Source organism: Gordonia sp. IITR100 (assembly GCF_002009645.1).
Taxonomy (GTDB): Bacteria; Actinomycetota; Actinomycetes; order Mycobacteriales; family Mycobacteriaceae; genus Gordonia; species Gordonia hongkongensis.
Genome location: NZ_MVKV01000008.1, coordinates 199,864 through 217,354, shown reverse-complemented (window position 1 = coordinate 217,354; position 17,491 = coordinate 199,864). Strand labels below are relative to the sequence as shown.

The following is a 17,491-nucleotide window of genomic DNA, read 5'->3' as shown; positions in this document are numbered from 1 at the left end:
TCAATAATCACAAGGCAGACAGGCACTTTCGCGTATCACACGCCGAACACCAGCAACATCAGTGAAATATCCAGGCTGAGGAGCGCCCGGAGCTTGCGGAGGGCGCGTCACGAAGGGTCTTCGCAACCCGACTGACCAGGACCCTTCGTGACGGCCTCCGCAAGCTCCGGCCTCCTCAGGGAGCAGAGGTAAGGCTCGCCCCGAGCACAACGAATTCTTACGAAGGCCACGACGGCCGCCAGGCCGCAGACACTGAGGTGTGGGCCCGTAGACGACGGTTGACGACCCAGCGTGCCGGCCTGCGGAGGCGACTCTGAAAGTTCGTCCCCCTCAGCATGATCGAAGGGCACATCGCCCTTCGAACGCACTCAGGTGGACGAGTTTTCGGCTACACTCTCGCGCGCGCCCGAAGTCGACTGTCAAGCGCGAGATTTTGTGATCGGCGGCCCCTGCTCAACGGGAACCAGCTCAAACACCTCAGACTCAGTCGGTCGAAGGCGCGCCAGAACTAGAGAGCTGTCTGACTGAAGTACACCACTGTTGACGATCTGCGCATCGTCAACGCGAATAGGCGCTCATTCGACGACAATTGCTGCACAGTAGATGAATTCGAGCTTCTGGCCTGTGGAGAAACCTCGAAATCGAACGCATGTTCCGGTACCTTGGAGTCATGCCAGAGCTCACCACGCTCCTCGATCAACTCATCGACACCAGCCCGCCCGCCGACGACCCAACAGGCAGAGAAACACTCGACGCCCTCGACACGTGGCGCCTGATCCGCAACCTTGCCGATCATCAGATCGTCACGCACGCAGCGCAACTCGACGGCATCGGCGTCGCACAGAAAGCCGGCAGCACCACCAAGAAGCTGCTGATCGAGTCAGGCCACGCCCCGGCGGCCGCTCTTCGCACCATGCGCAGTGTCGACGCCCTGCCCACTCTGCCGGCCACAGCGCGGCATGCCGCCGACGGGCGGCTGTCCAGCGAGATCGTCGACGCCATCGTCCGAGGCATGCACCAGATCGACAAGCGTTGTGGTGAGGCGCTTTCCGACGGTGACCGATCCCAATACGAAAGCGACCTCATCGCACAAGCGTTGTCCGGCGCGACCCCGACACAGGTCCTAGAACACGCCCGCGCGATCGCCAACGACCTCGCCGACGACTCCGACACCGGCCTTCCCGCGGCCGACGACCCATCGCTGAACGCGGTCACCGCCCACACCACCGACGACGGCCGCGTCGAAGTACATGCCGACCTCACCCAGATCGTGGGAGAGAAGTTCCTGACGATGATCGACGAACGGTCCTGCCCACGGCCCGAACCCGACGGCACCGAAGATCGTCGCACCGCCGAGCAACGCCGTGCCGACGCTTTCGAGTTGATCCTCGACCAAGCAGCGATCGGCGCGACCATCGACACCGCCGGAAGCCCACGCACGCAACTGATGCTGACCATCCCCGCGACCGGAGACCTCGCAACACTGCCGTGGACCGGGACGGTCAGCCACGCCACCGCGAAACAGGTGTCGTGCGACGGCTCCTTGACGGAGATCATCCTCGATAGTGAGGGCGTACCGCTACAGATGGGTCACACCCGCCGGTTGTATCCGTCACACTTACGCAAAGCGATCATCGTCCGCGACGCCTGCTGCATCAAATGCGGTGCACCACCGTCACATACCCAGGTCCACCACATCAAGTCGTGGGCCGACGGCGGACCCACCGACCTCGACAACGGCTGCCTGCTCTGCCAACGCTGCCACACCCAGGTCCACCACCACGGCTGGGACATCGTCATCGGTTTCGACCGACACCCCTGGCTCGTCCCACCCGCGACCATCGACCCGCACCGCCGACCACTACCCGCCTACAACCGACGCACCATGCGACTCGACGACGCCGCCTGACCTGACGCCCGACACACACTTTCGCGAAGCACCTTCCGCACCCGGGCCACACCCGGGACCGCATCCGTCCCTTGACAACTCCACAGTGAACACCCCAGTCGGCTCCGTACCCGGTCAAATATCGTGGGCCAGGCACGGCCCGCAGGGGGCCGCGAAACCTGGAAGCGAGCTTGCGGGCCGCCCCGCCCCGCTCCCTGGGTCGCGAGCCGCGAGCGTCCCTTCTGCTCCCTGATCCGAAAGGACTGCAAAAACCCTGCTCCATGATGTGCGAGGAGTGCCAGCGACGGCGACGCATCTCACCAGGCCCCTTCATGACGGCCTCCGCAAGCTCCGGCCTCCTCGGGGAGCAGTAGTCGGCCGCGCCCTCCGGAGTGTGGAAAGCGACCCGCTGGGTCGAGCAGAGCAACTATGAGCAGACGTCGGGCCGGCGACCGGCAGACCTCAACTTGACCGGCAGACTTCGATCGAGGTCTAGGAGTCGAGTTGAAGTCTGTCGGTCACGAATCGGGGCGGGTACGCGAGACAGTCCCGCCACTTGCGAGCGTCACGAAGGTTCTTGGTGAGTCGGGTTGCGAAGACCCTTCGTGACGCGCCCTCCGCAAGCTCCGGGCGCTCCTCAGGGAGCAGGGGCAGGTCGTTTCTTTGGACTAAGGAGCGGTGGCTCAGCACGCCCATCGGGCTCGGGAGCAGGGGCTGGCGCTTCTTTCTGATCAGGGAGCGGAGGGGCATTTCAGGTTGCGGCGCCTTCCTCGTCGGTCACCAGGTCGAGGCGTACGCCCAAGAGGCGGACCGGGCGGTCGATGTCGAACCTGGTGAGCAGGTCGGCGACCACCGACTCGAGTTCGGTGAAGTCGAGGCTGGGCGCGGGGAGCTTCCTCGACTTGGTGCGGGTGTAGAACGTCGTGGTGCGGACGGTCACCGCGACCCGGAACGGCAGGCGTTCCTCGCCGACCACCTGATCGAGCAACTCGCGCAGGAGATCCGCGGCGGCGGCGCGCATCTCGGTGGCGTCGCTGAGGTCGGTCGCGAACGTGCGGGACTTGGAATGCGAACGCGCCAGCCAGGGTTCGGCGGTGATCGTCGAATCACCGCCGCCGCGGCAGAGGACGTACAGCCAATTGCCCTGATGCGGACCGAAGGTGGCGATCAAGTCGTCGCGCGGAGTGGCGATCAGCTCGGTCACCGTAGTGATCCCACTGGCGGCGAGCTTCGCCGACGTCTTCGGCCCGACGCTCCACAGGTCGCGGGTGGGTCGGTCCCCCATCAGTTCCAGCCAGTTGCGGTCGTCGAGCACGAACACGCGCGGCGCGTCGACACCGCTTCGCGCGCCGCCGGGCGGACGCTTGGCGAATCCGGTGGCCATCTTGGCGCGCTGCTTGTTGTCGCTGATCCCGACGCAGCTCGTGAGTCCGCACCGGTCGAGGATCTCCGAACGGATCCGTTCGGCCAGGTCGACGATGGCCGCGTCGTCGAAGGGGTCGACCTCAGCCCCGCGCGCGCTCACCCCGAGGTACGCCTCGTCCCAGCCCCAGACCTCGACCGGGTGACCGGTGGCCCGCAGGACGTCCATGACCTCGGCGGACGCCGCGTCGTAGGCGCCCATGTCGAGCGGCAGATACACCGCGTCGGGCAGCTTGCGGTGCGCCGCCCGCAACGGCATCCCCGCACGGACGCCCACGTCGCGCGCCTCATACGACGCACAGGTGACCACTTTGCGCGCCTCGGTCGGATCGCCGTTGCCGCCGACGATCACCGGCACCCCGACCAGTTCGGGTGCCCGCAACCGCTCGACCGCGACCTGGAACTGGTCGAGATCGACGTGTAGGAGCCACCGATAACGCTGCGAAACCGACGTGGTCACGACGCCCAGAGTAATCGCCGCGCGCCTGGTGGCCGATCAGATCAGCCGGCGATACAGATGTCGACCTCGCCCAGACCCATCGACCGGCACGAGGTGCGCAACGAGTGCGGGTTGTACCGCAGCACGGAGAGTGAACGGTCGGCCCCGCCGCCGGCGTCGGCGAACGCGGCACTCGCAGCGGTGATGTGAGCGGCCAGCACCGCACGTGTGGCCGGGTCGGACATCGCCACGGCGTGGGTCAGCACCTTCTCCAGGAGGGCGCGATCCCGATGCAGCGGCGGGGGCATGAGATTGAGTGCGGGCGAGGCGGTCCCACAGTTCGTCGGGTCGGTCAGCGCGTGCGCCGCGGCGAGCAGGTACGCGACGGCGACCGGCGCCGGACGCCGACCGTCGTGGTCCGCGGCGCGGTACGAGCGGAGCACCTTCGACGGCTCGACGTCCGTGGCGATCGGATCACCATCGGGACCACCGAGACCCAGGACGGCCAGCGCCTCGTCGTGCGGCGACGAGATCTGTTCGGCAGCAATGGCTTCGGTTCGCATCAGCCGAAGCCGCGCGATGATCGCCCGGTGCCGGTGCACGGCCGCGTCGACCTCACGCATCAGGTCCGGCGTCACCCCGAAGTCCGCGGCACTCGCGGCGAGCGCCGCGTACCCGGTCAGGACGATCGACTCCTCGATGTCGATCGCCTCGCCGATCGCCGACGACGTGAGAAACGTGCGCGCACCGCGTCTCGATGCGCCCACAGACAAAACGCTGGTCAACGTCAACCCCTCCACTCAGACCACGACCATCGACGACCTGTCGAACCATGACGATCGTGGACACCGACGAGGAGCGAGATCGGAGCCCCTCGAGTCGACCCCCTACGCCCCGGCACCCCCACACGATGTCGGCCATCGGCGCAGTGCGAGGATACGCCGAGCACGGATCGTTTGTGAGTCGAATGACTGAACACGCCGTTGCTGCGCCCGTTTCGGGACCAAAGGCCCTGTCCCGGCGGGCCACCGGCAACGACCATGTAAGGGGCGACCGGCATCAGGAGGGGGACATGCTGCGATTCCTCGCCCGCGAACTCCACTGCTGGCGCGTGATGCACGCATCGTCGAATGGCCTGGTCCGCCGCGCCGACCGCCTGGAAACCGCGACACTCGTGATGTTGTGGATCGCAGCACTCGCCGGGCTCATGGTCGCCCTGACCGTCGGGGGCAACACCTATGCGGCGCACAAGGCGACGATCGAGCACCAGGAACCCCGGCATTCGGTCAGCGCCACCATCATTCGCACGTCCGTCGAGGGCATCGGGGAACCACGCATCGGCGCACCGAGTGCCGGCGTCCCGGGCGTCGGTGTTCCGAGCGCCGACGTGCCGAGCGTCGACGTGCCGAACGACGGCGGCCAGAACACCACCGACCACACCACCGTGGCGTGGCGGGACCCGAACGGTCACCGGCTCACGGCGACCGTCGGGGCCGAGCCGCTCGACGCCGTCGGCCGAGTCCGGACCGTCTGGCTCGACGACACCGGTGCGGTGGTGGGCCCGCCCGTGACCACGACGGACGCCGTGATGGAGGGCCTGATCGCCGGTGCCGGGGTGGTGATGCTCGTCGTGCTCGTCTGGTGGGGCTCGACCGTGCTCGTACGCCTCGTCGCCGATCGGCACCGGTCACGAGAGTGGGACGCCGCGTGGCGTCAGTTCGACATCGACAGCCATCCCTGACCGACGACCTGCGCGTCGGCGTGCGGGTCAGCCGCTGACGACCGCCCAGATGACGAACGCCACCCAGGCCACGGCGCCCAGGATGTTGATGACGAGCGCCGTCGTGGTGAGGGCATCGCGACGGCCACCGGCACGCGTGATGCCCACGACCGTGAGTACCAGGCCGACGATCGTGCCCAGGCACAGCGGAAACCCGAGAATTCCCACGATGAGTCCCGCCAGCCCGAGCGCATTCACCTTCCCCGATTCCGGAATCGGTTGCGCCGAGCCGGGTTGCGAGATGTGGGCAGGTGGAGCTACGGGCTGCGGGGCGAGGGGTTGCGGGACGACGGGTTGCATCACGGGCCGCGCCGCTACCACTGATGTGCCGGCGGGCATCCGATGCAGCCGCGGCCACTGGTCCGGCCGCAGGTCCACCGGTCCGACGGCCGCGAACACCGCACCCGGTTGGACGGCGGCGCCCGACCGCAGGTCGAGGCCGTGCACCGTGCCCGCGACCGGTGCGTCGATCGTCACCCGCCCGGCCGGGGAATCGACGGTCGCCAGCGGTTCCCCCGCGCGTACGGGCTGGCCGTTGCGCACCGAGACGGCGGCGATCACCGAGCCGCCCGGCAACGCGGGGAACGCGATACGACGACCCGACGTGTCGACCCCCGGGCCCACGGTCCGCCGCGGATCGGTCTCGCGCCCGGCGTCGAACCCATTGGCCTCGGCCCCCGGGACGACGTTGGTCGAGCGGAGGAGCCCACCCTGCGCGACGACGACCTTCGGGTCGCCGATCCGGGCGACGCGACCGACCGACGACAGCGCGGACTGCAACATCGGGATGCTGCTGGTCCCGCCCGTGACGTAGACGATGACCGGCCCGCCCGGACCGGTGCCCGCGGCGTCGGCCCGGGCGATCGCGTCCCGGGTCAGCTCGACGGCCCGCTCCACGAACGGTCCGATCATCGCCTCGAACTCGCGTCGCGTCAGCAGCAGCGTGTGCCGGGTGCCGGGCAGTTCGATGACGGCCTGCGCGGTGTCGGACAGCGCTTCCTTCGCCGTCCGCACTCGATCGGCCAAGGCGATCGCGGCGGCCGGGGATCGGAGCCGGCTCGGGAGGTCGGGGTCGAGTTCGGCGGCCTCGTCGTGCACCCAACGGATCATCCGGGCGTCGAGGTCCCGGCCGCCGAGGTGGTTGTCGCCGCCCGACCCGGTGACGGTGAACCCCTCGGCGCCGTCGCGGACGAGGACCGCCACGTCGCACGTGCCGGCGCCGAAGTCGAAGACACACATCCGTTCGCCACCACTGACGTCGTGCCCGCGGTACACGTAGTACCAAGCGGCAGCGAGTGATTCGGAGGCGACACGCAGTGCGTCGGCGGGGATGCCGGCCCGCTGCGCCGCGCGCCGCAGGACGTTCTTGCGTCGCTCGCTCCAGCGGTCCGGATGGGTCAGCACGATCGAGTCGAACATCGGCAGTCCGCTGTGGCGCAACGCGGTCTGGTGCACGTGCCGCAACACGGCGGCGATCAGATCCTCGACCGGCCAGAACCGGTCGCCGAGTTCGATCTCGCCGTCGTCGATCCGCGACTTCGGGGTGTCCTCGAAGGCGTCGGGTGCCTGCAATCGCCGCTGCACCGCGTCGTGACCCACCACGACGGTCGCGTCAGCCGCGAACACCGCCGACGGCATCGCGGGTCCACCCGGGCCGAGCGGCACGATGACCGGCTCGCCGAACCCGACCCGGTACGCGGCCGCGGTGTTGCTGGTGCCGAAGTCGATACACAGTCGCCGCCTGCTCTCCTGCGCCACGTGGCCACCTCCTCAGGTGCAGATCGTTACACATGACAGCGGGTTTCATCCGGCGGGCGCTCGAAGTACCCGGGCGATCGACTTGCGCACGTTGTCGACCGCGATGATCTGGTTGCGGAGATCCTGCGCGATCTTCTCCCGCTCGGCCGCCGACTTCTTGGCATCGGCAGCGGCGTCGTTCAGGATCTTCGTCGACTCCGCGAGGAGCCGCTCGAGCAGTTCGTCGTAGGCAATCTGCAGGTCACCGCTGGCCTGCGCCTTGATCGACTGCAGCTGCGACCGGACGTCGGCCTTCATGTCGGCGACCGCCTTCGTCAACCACTTGCGGTGATTCTCCTTGCCGACCTTCGACGCCCGGAACCCGACGACGACGCCCGCCCACACCGGCACCGCCACCACGTTGACCACCGGGATGATCGCCAGCGGGCCGCCGGCGGCGACGATGGAGAGCAGGATCGGGTCGACCATGTTCTTCCACGGCGAGATCTTCTCCTGCTCACGGAGCTTGAGCTCGCCCGCGCTGCCGGCGATCTGCCCGACCAGCTCGTCGGAGATGGCGGCATCGGCGAACAGTGCGTCGGCGATCCGCTCGATCCCGGCCACGAACGAGGCGCTCACCTCGCGCGCGGCGGCCTCGAGGTCGACGGTCATCTGCGCGATCAGCTCCTGGCCCGCCCGGTGCGGTTCGTAGAAGCGCAACTTGTCGATGCGCGTGGACCACTGGCCCAGCAGTGTGTCGAAGCGGTCGCGCATGAGGTCGTCGGTCTGCAGCGACGCCGCGGTGATGTCCTGCGTGAGTCGCGCCCGCCATTCCCGACGACGATCCTTGAGGCGCTGGAGCCGGTCGCGTTCGGCTTCGATGTCGGCTCGGTCGGCGGGAGTCGCGGTGGCGGCCTTCATCTCCAGGACCAGGCGCGTGCGGACGTCGTCGAGCCCGGCGAACGTCAGCTGCAGCGCGTTGCGCACCGGCGACGCGGCCCCGTCGCGGACCAGTGGGGTCAGGGCGTCGACGAGTTCGGGAACGCCCGACGCCGCGAGGGCCCGTTCGCGACGGTCGGGGTCGCCGATCGCCGCGGCCTGGGCGGCGATGCGGTTGGACACACCGATGATCGGGATGTGCGCGAAGCGAGGTGCGTTGGCGCCGATCAGCTTTCGGTTCTCGGCCACGATCGTCCGCCACTGCCGCATCACGAGGTCGGTCTTGGTGACCACCAGCACCACCGAGGCGACCTCTTCGCTGACACTGCGCAGGAAGTCGAGTTCGGGTGCGCTGAGCGGTGCGGTCGCGTCGCACACCATGAGCAGCACCGAAGCGCCGCGCGCCGCGCTGACCGCGGCCTCGACGTGTTCGGGGACCAGCGACCCGACGCCCGGTGTGTCGACGACGGTGACGCCGGGCAGCACCGTGGCGTCGACCCCCACCCGCGCCGAGACCGGCGGCACGAGAACGGAATCGACGGGTGTGCCGGGCGCGAGACGTTCTGCCAGCACCCCGGCCGCGTGGCGTCCGCCGACGGTCACCCAGTCGGGCAGTTCGGTCGCCGGGATGCGGTGGGCGGCACCGGGGAACTCGACGAGCGCGGTGCCGGCGGGCAGGTCGTCGGTGGCGGGGGTGAACCGGACGTACACCGAGGTGGTGATCTCGGCGTCGACGGGCGCGAGGTCGCCGACCCCGAGAAGCGTGTTGACCAGCGAGCTCTTGCCCCGGCTGACCTCGCCGATGACGACCACGGTCCCCTGGGGTGCCGGTCGGTCGCGGACGCGGGTCGCGCGGTCGGCGATGGCGTCCTCACCGTGCTTGCGCAATGTGTCGATCGCCGAGCGCAGGACCGCCTCCGGCGTCGGCGTCGCACTCTTCGCCGGGACCTTCTCGAGTCCCTTGGCCGAAACTCCGGACATGGCGGCGGGTTCGCTGGAAGTCATTGTCTGCTCTCCTCGTTCACCCTGCGCTCCTCGTCGTCCATCGCGTCAGTTGACCCACAGTCCGCGCCGGACGAGTTGGTAGGTCTGCTCGAGCACCAGCAACGCCTCCCGTTCGGCAGACGTCGCCGCGAAGGCCCGCCGCGACCGGCAGTCGGTGGCCCGCTGCCGCGCGGCGTCCGCGATCGCCGGTGGTGCGGCATTCGGCGGCAACGACAACAGCACGCGCACATCGCGACTCGCGACGACGACGTTGAGCTCGCCGACCAGTTCGCTGTCGGGCTGCCACCGGGCGAGGGCCTCGAGCGCGGCGATCTCGCGGAGCCGGTGCAGCGCCGGGGACGTCTCGGCTTCGTCGATCGCCTCCAGGAAGACGTCGCGTCGCGGACTGCAGTAGGCCGATTCGCGGAGCGCGGCCAGCACCGTGCGTGCCTTGAGGATGTCGCCGACGGCCAGGAATCGTCGGCCGATGGCCAGCCGCAACTCGTCGATACCCGAAACCCGGTGCAGCCATTCGCTGTACGCCCGTGCACCTTGCCGCGCGATCTCACCCCCGGCGTCCATCGCATAGGTGCCCACGAGTTGCTCGAGCCGGCCCAGTTCGTCGACGTCGATCCCCGGCGGCGCGGGCATCCCGCCGTCGAGGATGGTCAACAGCTCCCAGGACTCGAGCTGTCCGCGGCGCGAGATCTGGGCGGTCTCACGTTCGGTGACCCCGCAGACGCCCGCCTCGGCCATCAGCCCGGACACCGCGACCACGGCGCCCGCGATCGCCGGGAAGCGTCGCCAGACCCGGCGAGCGATTTCCTGCGCCTTGAGCATCGGGTTGTCGGCGGCGATGAGGTCGGCCTGCGAGATCACCAGGATCGTGTTCTGCGCCGACGCACCGGCGTCGGCGAGGAAGGCGACCTCGTCGGTCTTCGGTCCCGCGGCGTCGTCGAGCAGGAAGAGTACGACGTCCGGCCGGGCCAGCCTGCTCTGGCCACCGAACACCCGCCGGGTCGCGATCTCGGCGGTGTCGGTGAAACCCGAGAGGCCGGGGGTGTCGATGACGCGGAAGCGCTCGCGCAGCAACCGGGACGGGGTGTGGACGATCGCGTGGTCGATGTCCTCCGGTGGCCGGCCGAGGTCGCCGCGCATGGGTCCGGGAAGTTCGGTGACCGTGCCGTCGAGTCCGATGACCTCGACCCGCTGCGGGTTTCCCTCGACGTAGAGGGCGGCGACGCGGGTGCACTCGGCGCGGTCGGTCGGGGCGACGCGGTCCCCGACGAGGGCGTTGAGCAGCGTCGACTTGCCGGAGCTGACGCGACCGACGAGCGCGACGGTCAGTGGTTCGGCGAGCCGGGCCCGCAGGGCGGGAATCGTCGCCGGGTCCGGCGCCAGCAGGCCCACCTCGTCGAGCAACTGCTCCACGCGACCACGCACGGTCATGCGCTGCTCCACGAGATCTGACCTCCCGAGACTTCTTCCGATCCGGCGGGAACATTCCGGGCTCGGCGACACTCCTAGGTACGTGCCGAGAATTGTCCATCACTCCTCGGCGCCCGGCAGTCGACCGGATGACAGAGATACCTGCGGAGGCGAACGACCATGACCGACGACCTTGACGATGACAGCGACTCCGGGGAGAGCGGCTTCGACGACTGGCTGCGCGACACCGACCCGCCCGGCGAGCTGAGCATGCCCGAGGGCGCGTGGGAGACCGCCGTCGGAACCGCGTTCGACCCGTCGTACGAACTCGACACCGACCTGACCGCCGCACCCGGGCCGGATCCGGCGGACGAGGAGTTCGACGGCGAAATGTCTGCGGAATCCGACCTCGCGGGTGACGATCCGATCGGTGGCGACTTCGGGGACGACTTCGACGACGTCTTCGGCGACGACGGGGATCCGGTCGTCGATCCAGTGGAAGACGGGACGTTCGATGACGACTTCTGAGCTGCGCGGCACCGAAAGTCGCGATGTCCTGCCATGGTCGGGACACGGCCCTACGATGAGCGGGTGCAGTCGTTGATCGACGAATCCACCTCTGGCGCGGACCTCCTCGAACGCGCCCGCGCCGGCGATCAGGCGGCCTTCACCACGCTCGTCGAACAACATCGAGACCGGCTGTGGGCCATCTGTTTACGCATCACCGGCAATCAGCACGACGCCGAGGACGCCATGCAGGACGCGCTCGTCGCCGCGTGGCGGGCCATCGGCAACTTCCGTGGTGACGCGCAACTGTCGACCTGGCTGTACCGCATCGGGTCCAACGCCGCGCTCGCCCGGATCCGCAAACGCACCGACGCCGACGACATCGCCGACCACGACCCGATGAGCCATCTGGACGTCGCGGCGCAGGTCGTCGTGTCCGACCGGATCGCCGAAGCGTTGGCGCAGGTTCCCGACGCCTATCGGGCGACCTTCGTGCTGCGCGTCTACGGCGAGCTCAGCTACTCCGAGATCGCCGAGGCCCAGGGCATCGGCCTGCAGACCGTGCGCAGTCGCATCTCCCGCGCGCGGTCCCTCCTGTCGGAGTTGCTCGCCGATCTGCGCTGACGGGGGTACTCCCCGCGAATGATCCCGACGCGACTTCGAGGCCGTGGGGAACAAACCGGGGCAGACTCACCTCCAAGTAACCAGAAGCACTTCACAACCCGCCGGCACCACCGCGCCGAAACCCGAAAGGACCCACCATGAGCACCGAGATCCCCGCCGACGCCGTACTCGTCGACACCGACGGCGACGGAGCCGTCGACGCCGCACTCACCGACGTCGACGGTGACGGCACCACCGACGCCATCCTCGACACCGACGGCGACGGCCAGGCCGACTCCATCGCCTACGACACGAATGCCGACGGCGAGATCGACATCATCGAAGCCGACACCGACGCCGACGGCTACACCGACATCGCCGTCGCCGACACCGACGGCGACGGCACCTTCGACACCGCCGTCGACGACGAAGGCAACGTCGAGGTCGGCGACTTCGGCAGCATCGACGGCGGCGACGCCGTCTGAGTTCGACGTTCTTATAGCCCGGAGCCTCGCTGAGCGAGGCTCCGGGCTATAAAGCTGTGTGGGAACGATCGGCGGAATCGAGTTCGCGGTACCGGTCTGGGCGACGGCGACCGCGCTGGTACTGGTGCTGGTGGTCGCGTGGGTGTTCGGCGTCGTCGCCCGGTGGTTGCTGCGCCGACGCGCCCGCCTCGACGCGACGACGGCGATGGTGCTGTCGATCCTCGGCACCGCGCTCGGCCTCTACATCGCCGGCCTCGTCGACAAACACCTCCGGGTGTGGAGCGTGACGACGGTCGTGTTGGGATTGATCAGTTCGGTCGTGGCGGTGGGCGCGTACGGCCTGCTCGCGGCCCGGTTGCAACGGCAATCGAATACCCCTGTCGCGCAACTGCTCTCCGATGGCGAATCCGATCGACTCGAGTTCAAGTCGACCGCCCGGGTCAACCTGCGCAGCGGCGAGAAGGACCCGCGCATGGAACAGGTGATCGTCAAGACGGTGTCGGCGTTCCTCAATTCCGACGGCGGCACCCTGCTCATCGGTGTCGCCGACGACGGCACCCCGCTCGGTCTCGAACCCGACTTCGCGACGCTGAAGGTGCCCGACGCCGACCGTTTCGAACTGTGGCTGCGCGATCTGCTGACCACGACCCTCGGCCAGAACACCGCGGCGGCCGTCGGTATCGCCGTCGAATCGGTCGCGCGGCCCGACGGATCGGGGGACGTCCCGGTCTGCCGGGTGACGTGCTCACCGTCCCCGCGGCCGGTCTACCTGCGGGCCGGGAAGAACGCCCCGCCCGAGTTCTGGGTGCGCGCGGGAAACTCCACCCGCCAACTCACTATCGACGCGGCCGCCGACTACGTCATGCACCGATGGCCGCTCGACGCCGGGCGGGCGATCGCGGCCCAGGTGCGCGCCGCCATCCGGTTCTCGGCGGGGTGAGCCGAAGTCTCGTCCCCATGAGCGACCTCGAAGGGCACATTGCCCTCCCACGACACTCACGGGGACGACACTTTCCACACCCGGCCCGACGAAGCCTAGGAACCGGTCCGTCGCGCCTGGCCACGCCCAAAGCCGGCACGACTACCGCCTGTGACCACCCCGGAGCCACCCAGATCCGCACCACGGTCCGGTTCTCGGCGGGGTGAGTCAAAGTCTCGTCCCCATGAGCGACCTCGAAGGGCATATTGCCCTCCCACGACTCTCACGGGGACAACACTTTCCACACCCGGCCCGATCTGACGAAACCACCGACCGGTTCCGTGCGTCAAAGCAGGTGTGACTTCGGATTGTGGCGTGTACTCGCTGAGAGAACTGACCGCGATGGGCTGGGCGCCCGATGCCATTGCGCAGGCGCGCAAGGCCGAGACCCTGACGTCGCTCCGATACGGCTGGGTGCGGACGTCCGCGGCGGACCCCCACGTCGTGTCCGCGGTGACGGCCGGAGGTGCGCTGTCCTGCATCAGCGCGCTGCGGTTCCATCAGCGGCGCGGCCTGCCGGATCTTTGGATACCGCCGGGCCACAACGAGACCCACGTTCGTCTCAGCAAACACGCGAAGTCAGCCACGAAGCCCAGCGGCCCGTTCCGGTGGTGCCAGGGCTTCGGCCGCCCGCTCCCCGTGACGACGGCCGTCGACCCGATCGCCGTGGCGGTCGGCTGCGCCGCACGGTGCCTTCCGGCCGAGGAGTGGATAGCGGTGGTCGACTCGGTCCTCAACGCCACCGACTTGACCATCCCGGACCTCCAGGCCGAGATGGGTCGTGTAACCCGTGCGGTCTCGGCGATGTTCGACCGATGTGATGCCCGTTCGCAATCCGGCATCGAGTCGCTCGTCCGGCTCCGGCTCATCGCCGCGGGATTCGACGTGGAGGTGCAACCGTCGATCGGCGACCGCGAACACGCTGATCTCCGCACGGGTTCGTTGCTCATCGAGTGCGACGGCGAGTCGTACCACTCCGACCGAGCCGCATTCCGCAACGACCGTCGGCGGGACCGGATGACCATGCTCGACCGCTGGATGACGATGCGCCTCACCTACGACGACGTGCTGTACGACTGGGAGGAGGTCCTCGAGGAGATCCGCGCGCTGACACGCCCCGACCGGCACCGCATCCGCCGACGGGGCGACCCTTCGTGACGGCCCTCCGCCAGCTCCGGGCCTCCTCCGGGAGCGGGCGAGACGGCCCTCCGCAAGCTCCGCGCCTCCTCAGGGAGCGGTCGGGCGGCCGTCGTGGCGAAAGAACTGTTGAGCGCGGCGCGAGCCCTTGTACTGCTCCCTGAGGAGCGAGCTTGCGAGCGTCACGAAGGGTCCTGGTGAGTCGGGTTGCGAAGACCCTTCGTGGACGCGCCCTCCGCGAGCTCCGGGCGCTCCTCAGGGAGCAGTGGCAGGGCGTTCTTTCGGATCAGGGAGCGGGCGAGACGGCCCTCGGCAGGCACCTCGCCTACTCAGAGGGGGGCGGGCCAACGTCTCGAATAAGGACCGAAACTGTCCTCGACTCTTGAGAGGCTGGTGTTACACCACAACCCCAGGAGGAACCGTGAACTGGACACTCGAACTCGTCATCCTGCCGGTCAGCGACGTCGACCGGGCGCGAGACTTCTACTCCAAGATCGGCTTCAACGTCGACCACGATCACGTCGTGTCCGACGAGATCCGGTTCGTCCAGATGACCCCGCCCGGGTCGGCGTGTTCCATCGCCTTCGGCGAGGGACTGAGCGACGCGGAACCGGGATCGGTGAAGGGTCTGCAGGTCGTCGTCACCGACATCAACGAGGCCCGCGAGCAGCTGCTCGCGGTCGGCGTCGACCCCGGCGAGATCGACGAACAGGCGTGGGGCCACTTCGTGTACTTCGACGATCCGGACGGCAACCACTGGTCGGTGCAGTACATGCCGTACCGCCAGAACTGAGCCAGGTGGCTACCGTGGGATATGCGCTCCCCCATCGACGACTACCTCGAACGCGTACTCTCCGAATGCCGCGACGACGACGGCGGTGAGGTCGCGACCGGCAATCGTGAACTCGAGCAGGCGGATCCGTCGTCGTTCGGTATCGCGCTGGCCACCATCGACGGCACCGTGCACACCGCCGGCGACGCCGACCACGAATTCTCCATCCAGTCCATCGGCAAGGTACCGGCCTACGCGCTCGCCCTGCGCGACCGCGGGCTCGACGCCGTACTCGAACGCGTCGACACCGAACCGTCCTGCGACGCCTTCAACGAGATCTCGCTCGAGGCCGAGACCGGCCGGCCGCGCAACGCGCTGATCAACGCGGGCGCCGTCGCCGTGCACGGGATGATCAACGGCGCGGATCCCAACGAACGCGTCGACCGCGTCATCGACCTCGTCAGTACTCTCGCCGGTCGCGAGGTCTCGGTCGACAAGGAGGTCCATCGCGCCGAAGTCGCGTCCGACGACCACAACACCGCCCTGGCCTACCTGTTGCGCTCGGCGGGCAAACTCGACTGCGAGCCCGACGAGGTGGTCGACGGGTACGCCGCCCAGTGCTCGATCGGTGTCTCGTGCCGCGATCTCGCCGTCATGGGATCGGTGCTGGCGAACGGCGGACTCTCGACGTCGAGTGACGAGCGGCTCCTCGACAGCTGGATCTCCCGGCACCTGCTGTCGGTGATGGCCACGTGCGGCATGTACGACGGCAGCGGAAGCTGGATGGCGAACGTCGGTATCCCCGCGAAAAGCGGTGTCAGCGGCGCGATCCTGGGCGTGCTGCCCGGCCAGGTCGGGCTGGCGGTGTGGTCGCCCAGGCTCGACCGCCAGGGCAACAGCGTGCGCGGCGTCGCCGTCTTCGAACGGCTGTCCCGCGACATGGAACTGCACATGATGCAGGTCGCGCCCACCGGCCGGCCCGCGCTACGAGCGGTGACCGAACGCGACGGGACGACGGTCGTCGAGCTGCAGGGCGACGTCCGGTTCGCCGGCGCGGAGATCATCGCCAGCCGTGCGTGCGAGGGATTCGGCACCGACGCCGTCGTCCTCGATCTGACCCATGTCCGCGTGATGGACGACGCTGCGCGCCGCCTCATCGGTGAGGTGGCCCGGCGCCTCGGCGACGACTACGACGTCCGCATCGAGGACCCGAACGAGCTGATGGACCTCGACGACTCGTCGAACCCGAACTCCTGACGCAGCACCGCTGCGGACCGAAGTGTCATACGAGCGAACACCCGACCTCGGCATCAGGGCGGTCCTAGACTGGCCGGATGTCGGGGAGAACGTTCCACCGGCCGTGGATCACGGCCCTCGTGTCGGTTGTCATGCTCGTCGGTGTAACACCGTCGGCGGTGGCAGCCGCGCCGGCGACCAGCCCGTCGGTGGTCGTGTCGTCGTCCGACATCGCCACCAAATGTGCGGGCAAGCCCGTCCGGGTCGCGGTCCGGTGGTACTTCCCGCCCGGTGAACCCTCGGCGATCGTGTGGTTGCAGCACGGCTTCTCCCGTACTGCGGCCAACCTCGACTCCGTGGCCCGCGCGTATGCGAAATCCGGGTTCCTCGTCGTGAGCCCGACGCTGGACTCGGTCAACCTCGGCGGGTGTGCCGTCGCCTACAACATCGCCGACAACGCGGCGTTCGCGCGGACCATCGGCGGGGTCTTCGGTTCCGGCCGGGACACCGGCAGTCCGCTCGCGACAAGCCTTCGCGAGGCCCGTGATTCCGCCCACCGCCCCGACGTGACGATGCCGTACCGAATGATCTTCTCCGGACACTCGGCCGGCGGCGAGTTCGTCGTCGTGGCGGCCGACGCACTCCGCCGCGCCGACCCCGTCGCCTACCGGCGCCTCGCCGGCCTCATGCTGTTCGATCCGGTCAACTCGTTCTTCGGGGTCAACTTCGCCACCGCCGCAGCATCTCTCGCCGCCGCCGGGCTACCGATCCGGGTCATCGCGTCGCAACCGTCGGTATCCAACAACTTCGGGCAAGGCGTGTCCGTCCTCCAGGAGACAACGCGGCAGGAGTTTCTCGGCTCGCGCCTGGTGACCGGAATCCACATCGACGCCGAAGGCGAGTCGACCGATCTGATCGGCGAACTGTCCGAGCTTGCGGTGCCGCGTCCCCGCAACGGACGGGTCATCCGCGCACTCGCCACTGGCTGGTCGTCGGACATGGTGGCCGACACCGCGACCCCGACCTACTACCCCGGCGGCCGTTACTACGACCTGCTCCTCGAAACCCGCACCGTCACAACTCTTCCCGTTCCCTAGAAACGACGCGGCCCCCGCACTCGCGATGAGTGCGGGGGCCGCGTCGTCTTGTCCTAGC

Annotated in this window: 15 protein-coding genes; 10 read left to right on the top strand and 5 right to left on the bottom strand. The window is 68.6% G+C overall.

Annotated features, from left to right (window positions below):
• The first annotated feature begins 649 nt into the window (after positions 1–649).
• Entirely contained in the window at positions 650–1,909 is a 1,260-nt protein-coding gene (locus B1818_RS14020; RefSeq protein ID WP_058253907.1) for an HNH endonuclease signature motif containing protein, read from the top strand.
• Between the two features lie 730 nt (positions 1,910–2,639).
• Here the strand turns inward: B1818_RS14020 and B1818_RS14010 are convergent.
• Both B1818_RS14010 and B1818_RS14005 read right to left on the bottom strand, forming a co-directional pair.
• The gene (locus tag B1818_RS14010) at positions 2,640–3,770 is read right to left on the bottom strand and encodes a DNA polymerase IV (protein WP_078113066.1); all 1,131 of its coding nucleotides are present in this window, start codon (positions 3,768–3,770) and stop codon (positions 2,640–2,642) included.
• 41 nt (positions 3,771–3,811) lie between these two features.
• Positions 3,812–4,516, bottom strand: coding sequence for a hypothetical protein (locus tag B1818_RS14005; protein WP_078113065.1), 705 nt, complete (start codon positions 4,514–4,516; stop codon positions 3,812–3,814).
• Positions 4,517–4,821: 305 nt separating this feature from the next.
• Between B1818_RS14005 and B1818_RS14000 the strand changes: the two genes are divergently transcribed.
• Positions 4,822–5,490: a hypothetical protein gene (locus B1818_RS14000; protein ID WP_078113064.1), complete on the top strand. Its 669-nt coding sequence runs from the start codon at positions 4,822–4,824 to the stop codon at positions 5,488–5,490.
• Positions 5,491–5,517: 27 nt separating this feature from the next.
• Here B1818_RS14000 and B1818_RS13995 read toward each other — a convergent pair whose 3' ends face one another.
• From B1818_RS13995 to B1818_RS13985, 3 genes are all read right to left on the bottom strand, one after another.
• Complete coding sequence (locus tag B1818_RS13995) at positions 5,518–7,287, bottom strand: Hsp70 family protein (protein WP_078113063.1); 1,770 nt, start codon at positions 7,285–7,287, stop codon at positions 5,518–5,520.
• 45 nt (positions 7,288–7,332) lie between these two features.
• On the bottom strand, positions 7,333–9,186 hold the full coding sequence (locus B1818_RS13990) for a dynamin family protein (protein WP_078113081.1): 1,854 nt from the start codon (positions 9,184–9,186) through the stop codon (positions 7,333–7,335).
• A 69-nt stretch (positions 9,187–9,255) separates the two neighbouring features.
• A complete protein-coding gene (locus B1818_RS13985) occupies positions 9,256–10,638 on the bottom strand; it encodes a dynamin family protein (protein ID WP_254859673.1) in 1,383 nt (460 codons plus the stop codon).
• Between the two features lie 159 nt (positions 10,639–10,797).
• On the opposite strand from B1818_RS13985, the gene B1818_RS13980 reads away from it, so the two are divergent.
• The 8 genes from B1818_RS13980 (at position 10,798) to B1818_RS13945 (ending at position 17,433) form a co-directional block, all read left to right on the top strand.
• The gene (locus B1818_RS13980) at positions 10,798–11,145 is read left to right on the top strand and encodes a hypothetical protein (RefSeq protein ID WP_078113061.1); all 348 of its coding nucleotides are present in this window, start codon (positions 10,798–10,800) and stop codon (positions 11,143–11,145) included.
• A gap of 63 nt (positions 11,146–11,208) precedes the next feature.
• Positions 11,209–11,748, top strand: coding sequence for an RNA polymerase sigma factor (locus B1818_RS13975; protein WP_068970782.1), 540 nt, complete (start codon positions 11,209–11,211; stop codon positions 11,746–11,748).
• A 137-nt stretch (positions 11,749–11,885) separates the two neighbouring features.
• Positions 11,886–12,212 (top strand): hypothetical protein, encoded by a 327-nt coding sequence (locus B1818_RS13970; protein ID WP_078113060.1) that lies wholly within the window; start codon positions 11,886–11,888, stop codon positions 12,210–12,212.
• A gap of 58 nt (positions 12,213–12,270) precedes the next feature.
• Positions 12,271–13,152, top strand: a complete 882-nt coding sequence (locus tag B1818_RS13965; RefSeq protein ID WP_078113059.1) for a helix-turn-helix domain-containing protein — start codon at positions 12,271–12,273, stop codon at positions 13,150–13,152.
• A 336-nt stretch (positions 13,153–13,488) separates the two neighbouring features.
• Positions 13,489–14,349: an endonuclease domain-containing protein gene (locus B1818_RS13960; RefSeq protein WP_078113058.1), complete on the top strand. Its 861-nt coding sequence runs from the start codon at positions 13,489–13,491 to the stop codon at positions 14,347–14,349.
• 400 nt (positions 14,350–14,749) lie between these two features.
• The gene (locus tag B1818_RS13955; RefSeq protein ID WP_078113057.1) at positions 14,750–15,121 is read left to right on the top strand and encodes a glyoxalase superfamily protein; all 372 of its coding nucleotides are present in this window, start codon (positions 14,750–14,752) and stop codon (positions 15,119–15,121) included.
• Between the two features lie 21 nt (positions 15,122–15,142).
• Positions 15,143–16,357, top strand: coding sequence for a glutaminase A (gene glsA / locus B1818_RS13950; protein WP_078113056.1), 1,215 nt, complete (start codon positions 15,143–15,145; stop codon positions 16,355–16,357).
• 77 nt (positions 16,358–16,434) lie between these two features.
• Positions 16,435–17,433: an alpha/beta hydrolase gene (locus B1818_RS13945; protein ID WP_078113055.1), complete on the top strand. Its 999-nt coding sequence runs from the start codon at positions 16,435–16,437 to the stop codon at positions 17,431–17,433.
• The last annotated feature ends 58 nt before the right edge of the window (positions 17,434–17,491 follow it).

Coding starts and splice junctions, on each gene's coding strand:
- B1818_RS14000 (WP_078113064.1), top strand. CDS start 4,822: ATGCTGCGATTCCTCGCCCGCGAACTCCACTGCTGGCGCGTGATGCAC.
- B1818_RS13985 (WP_254859673.1), bottom strand. CDS start 10,638: ATGACCGTGCGTGGTCGCGTGGAGCAGTTGCTCGACGAGGTGGGCCTG.
- B1818_RS13990 (WP_078113081.1), bottom strand. CDS start 9,186: ATGTCCGGAGTTTCGGCCAAGGGACTCGAGAAGGTCCCGGCGAAGAGT.
- B1818_RS13980 (WP_078113061.1), top strand. CDS start 10,798: ATGACCGACGACCTTGACGATGACAGCGACTCCGGGGAGAGCGGCTTC.
- B1818_RS13970 (WP_078113060.1), top strand. CDS start 11,886: ATGAGCACCGAGATCCCCGCCGACGCCGTACTCGTCGACACCGACGGC.
- B1818_RS13945 (WP_078113055.1), top strand. CDS start 16,435: ATGTCGGGGAGAACGTTCCACCGGCCGTGGATCACGGCCCTCGTGTCG.
- glsA (WP_078113056.1), top strand. CDS start 15,143: ATGCGCTCCCCCATCGACGACTACCTCGAACGCGTACTCTCCGAATGC.
- B1818_RS14020 (WP_058253907.1), top strand. CDS start 650: ATGTTCCGGTACCTTGGAGTCATGCCAGAGCTCACCACGCTCCTCGAT.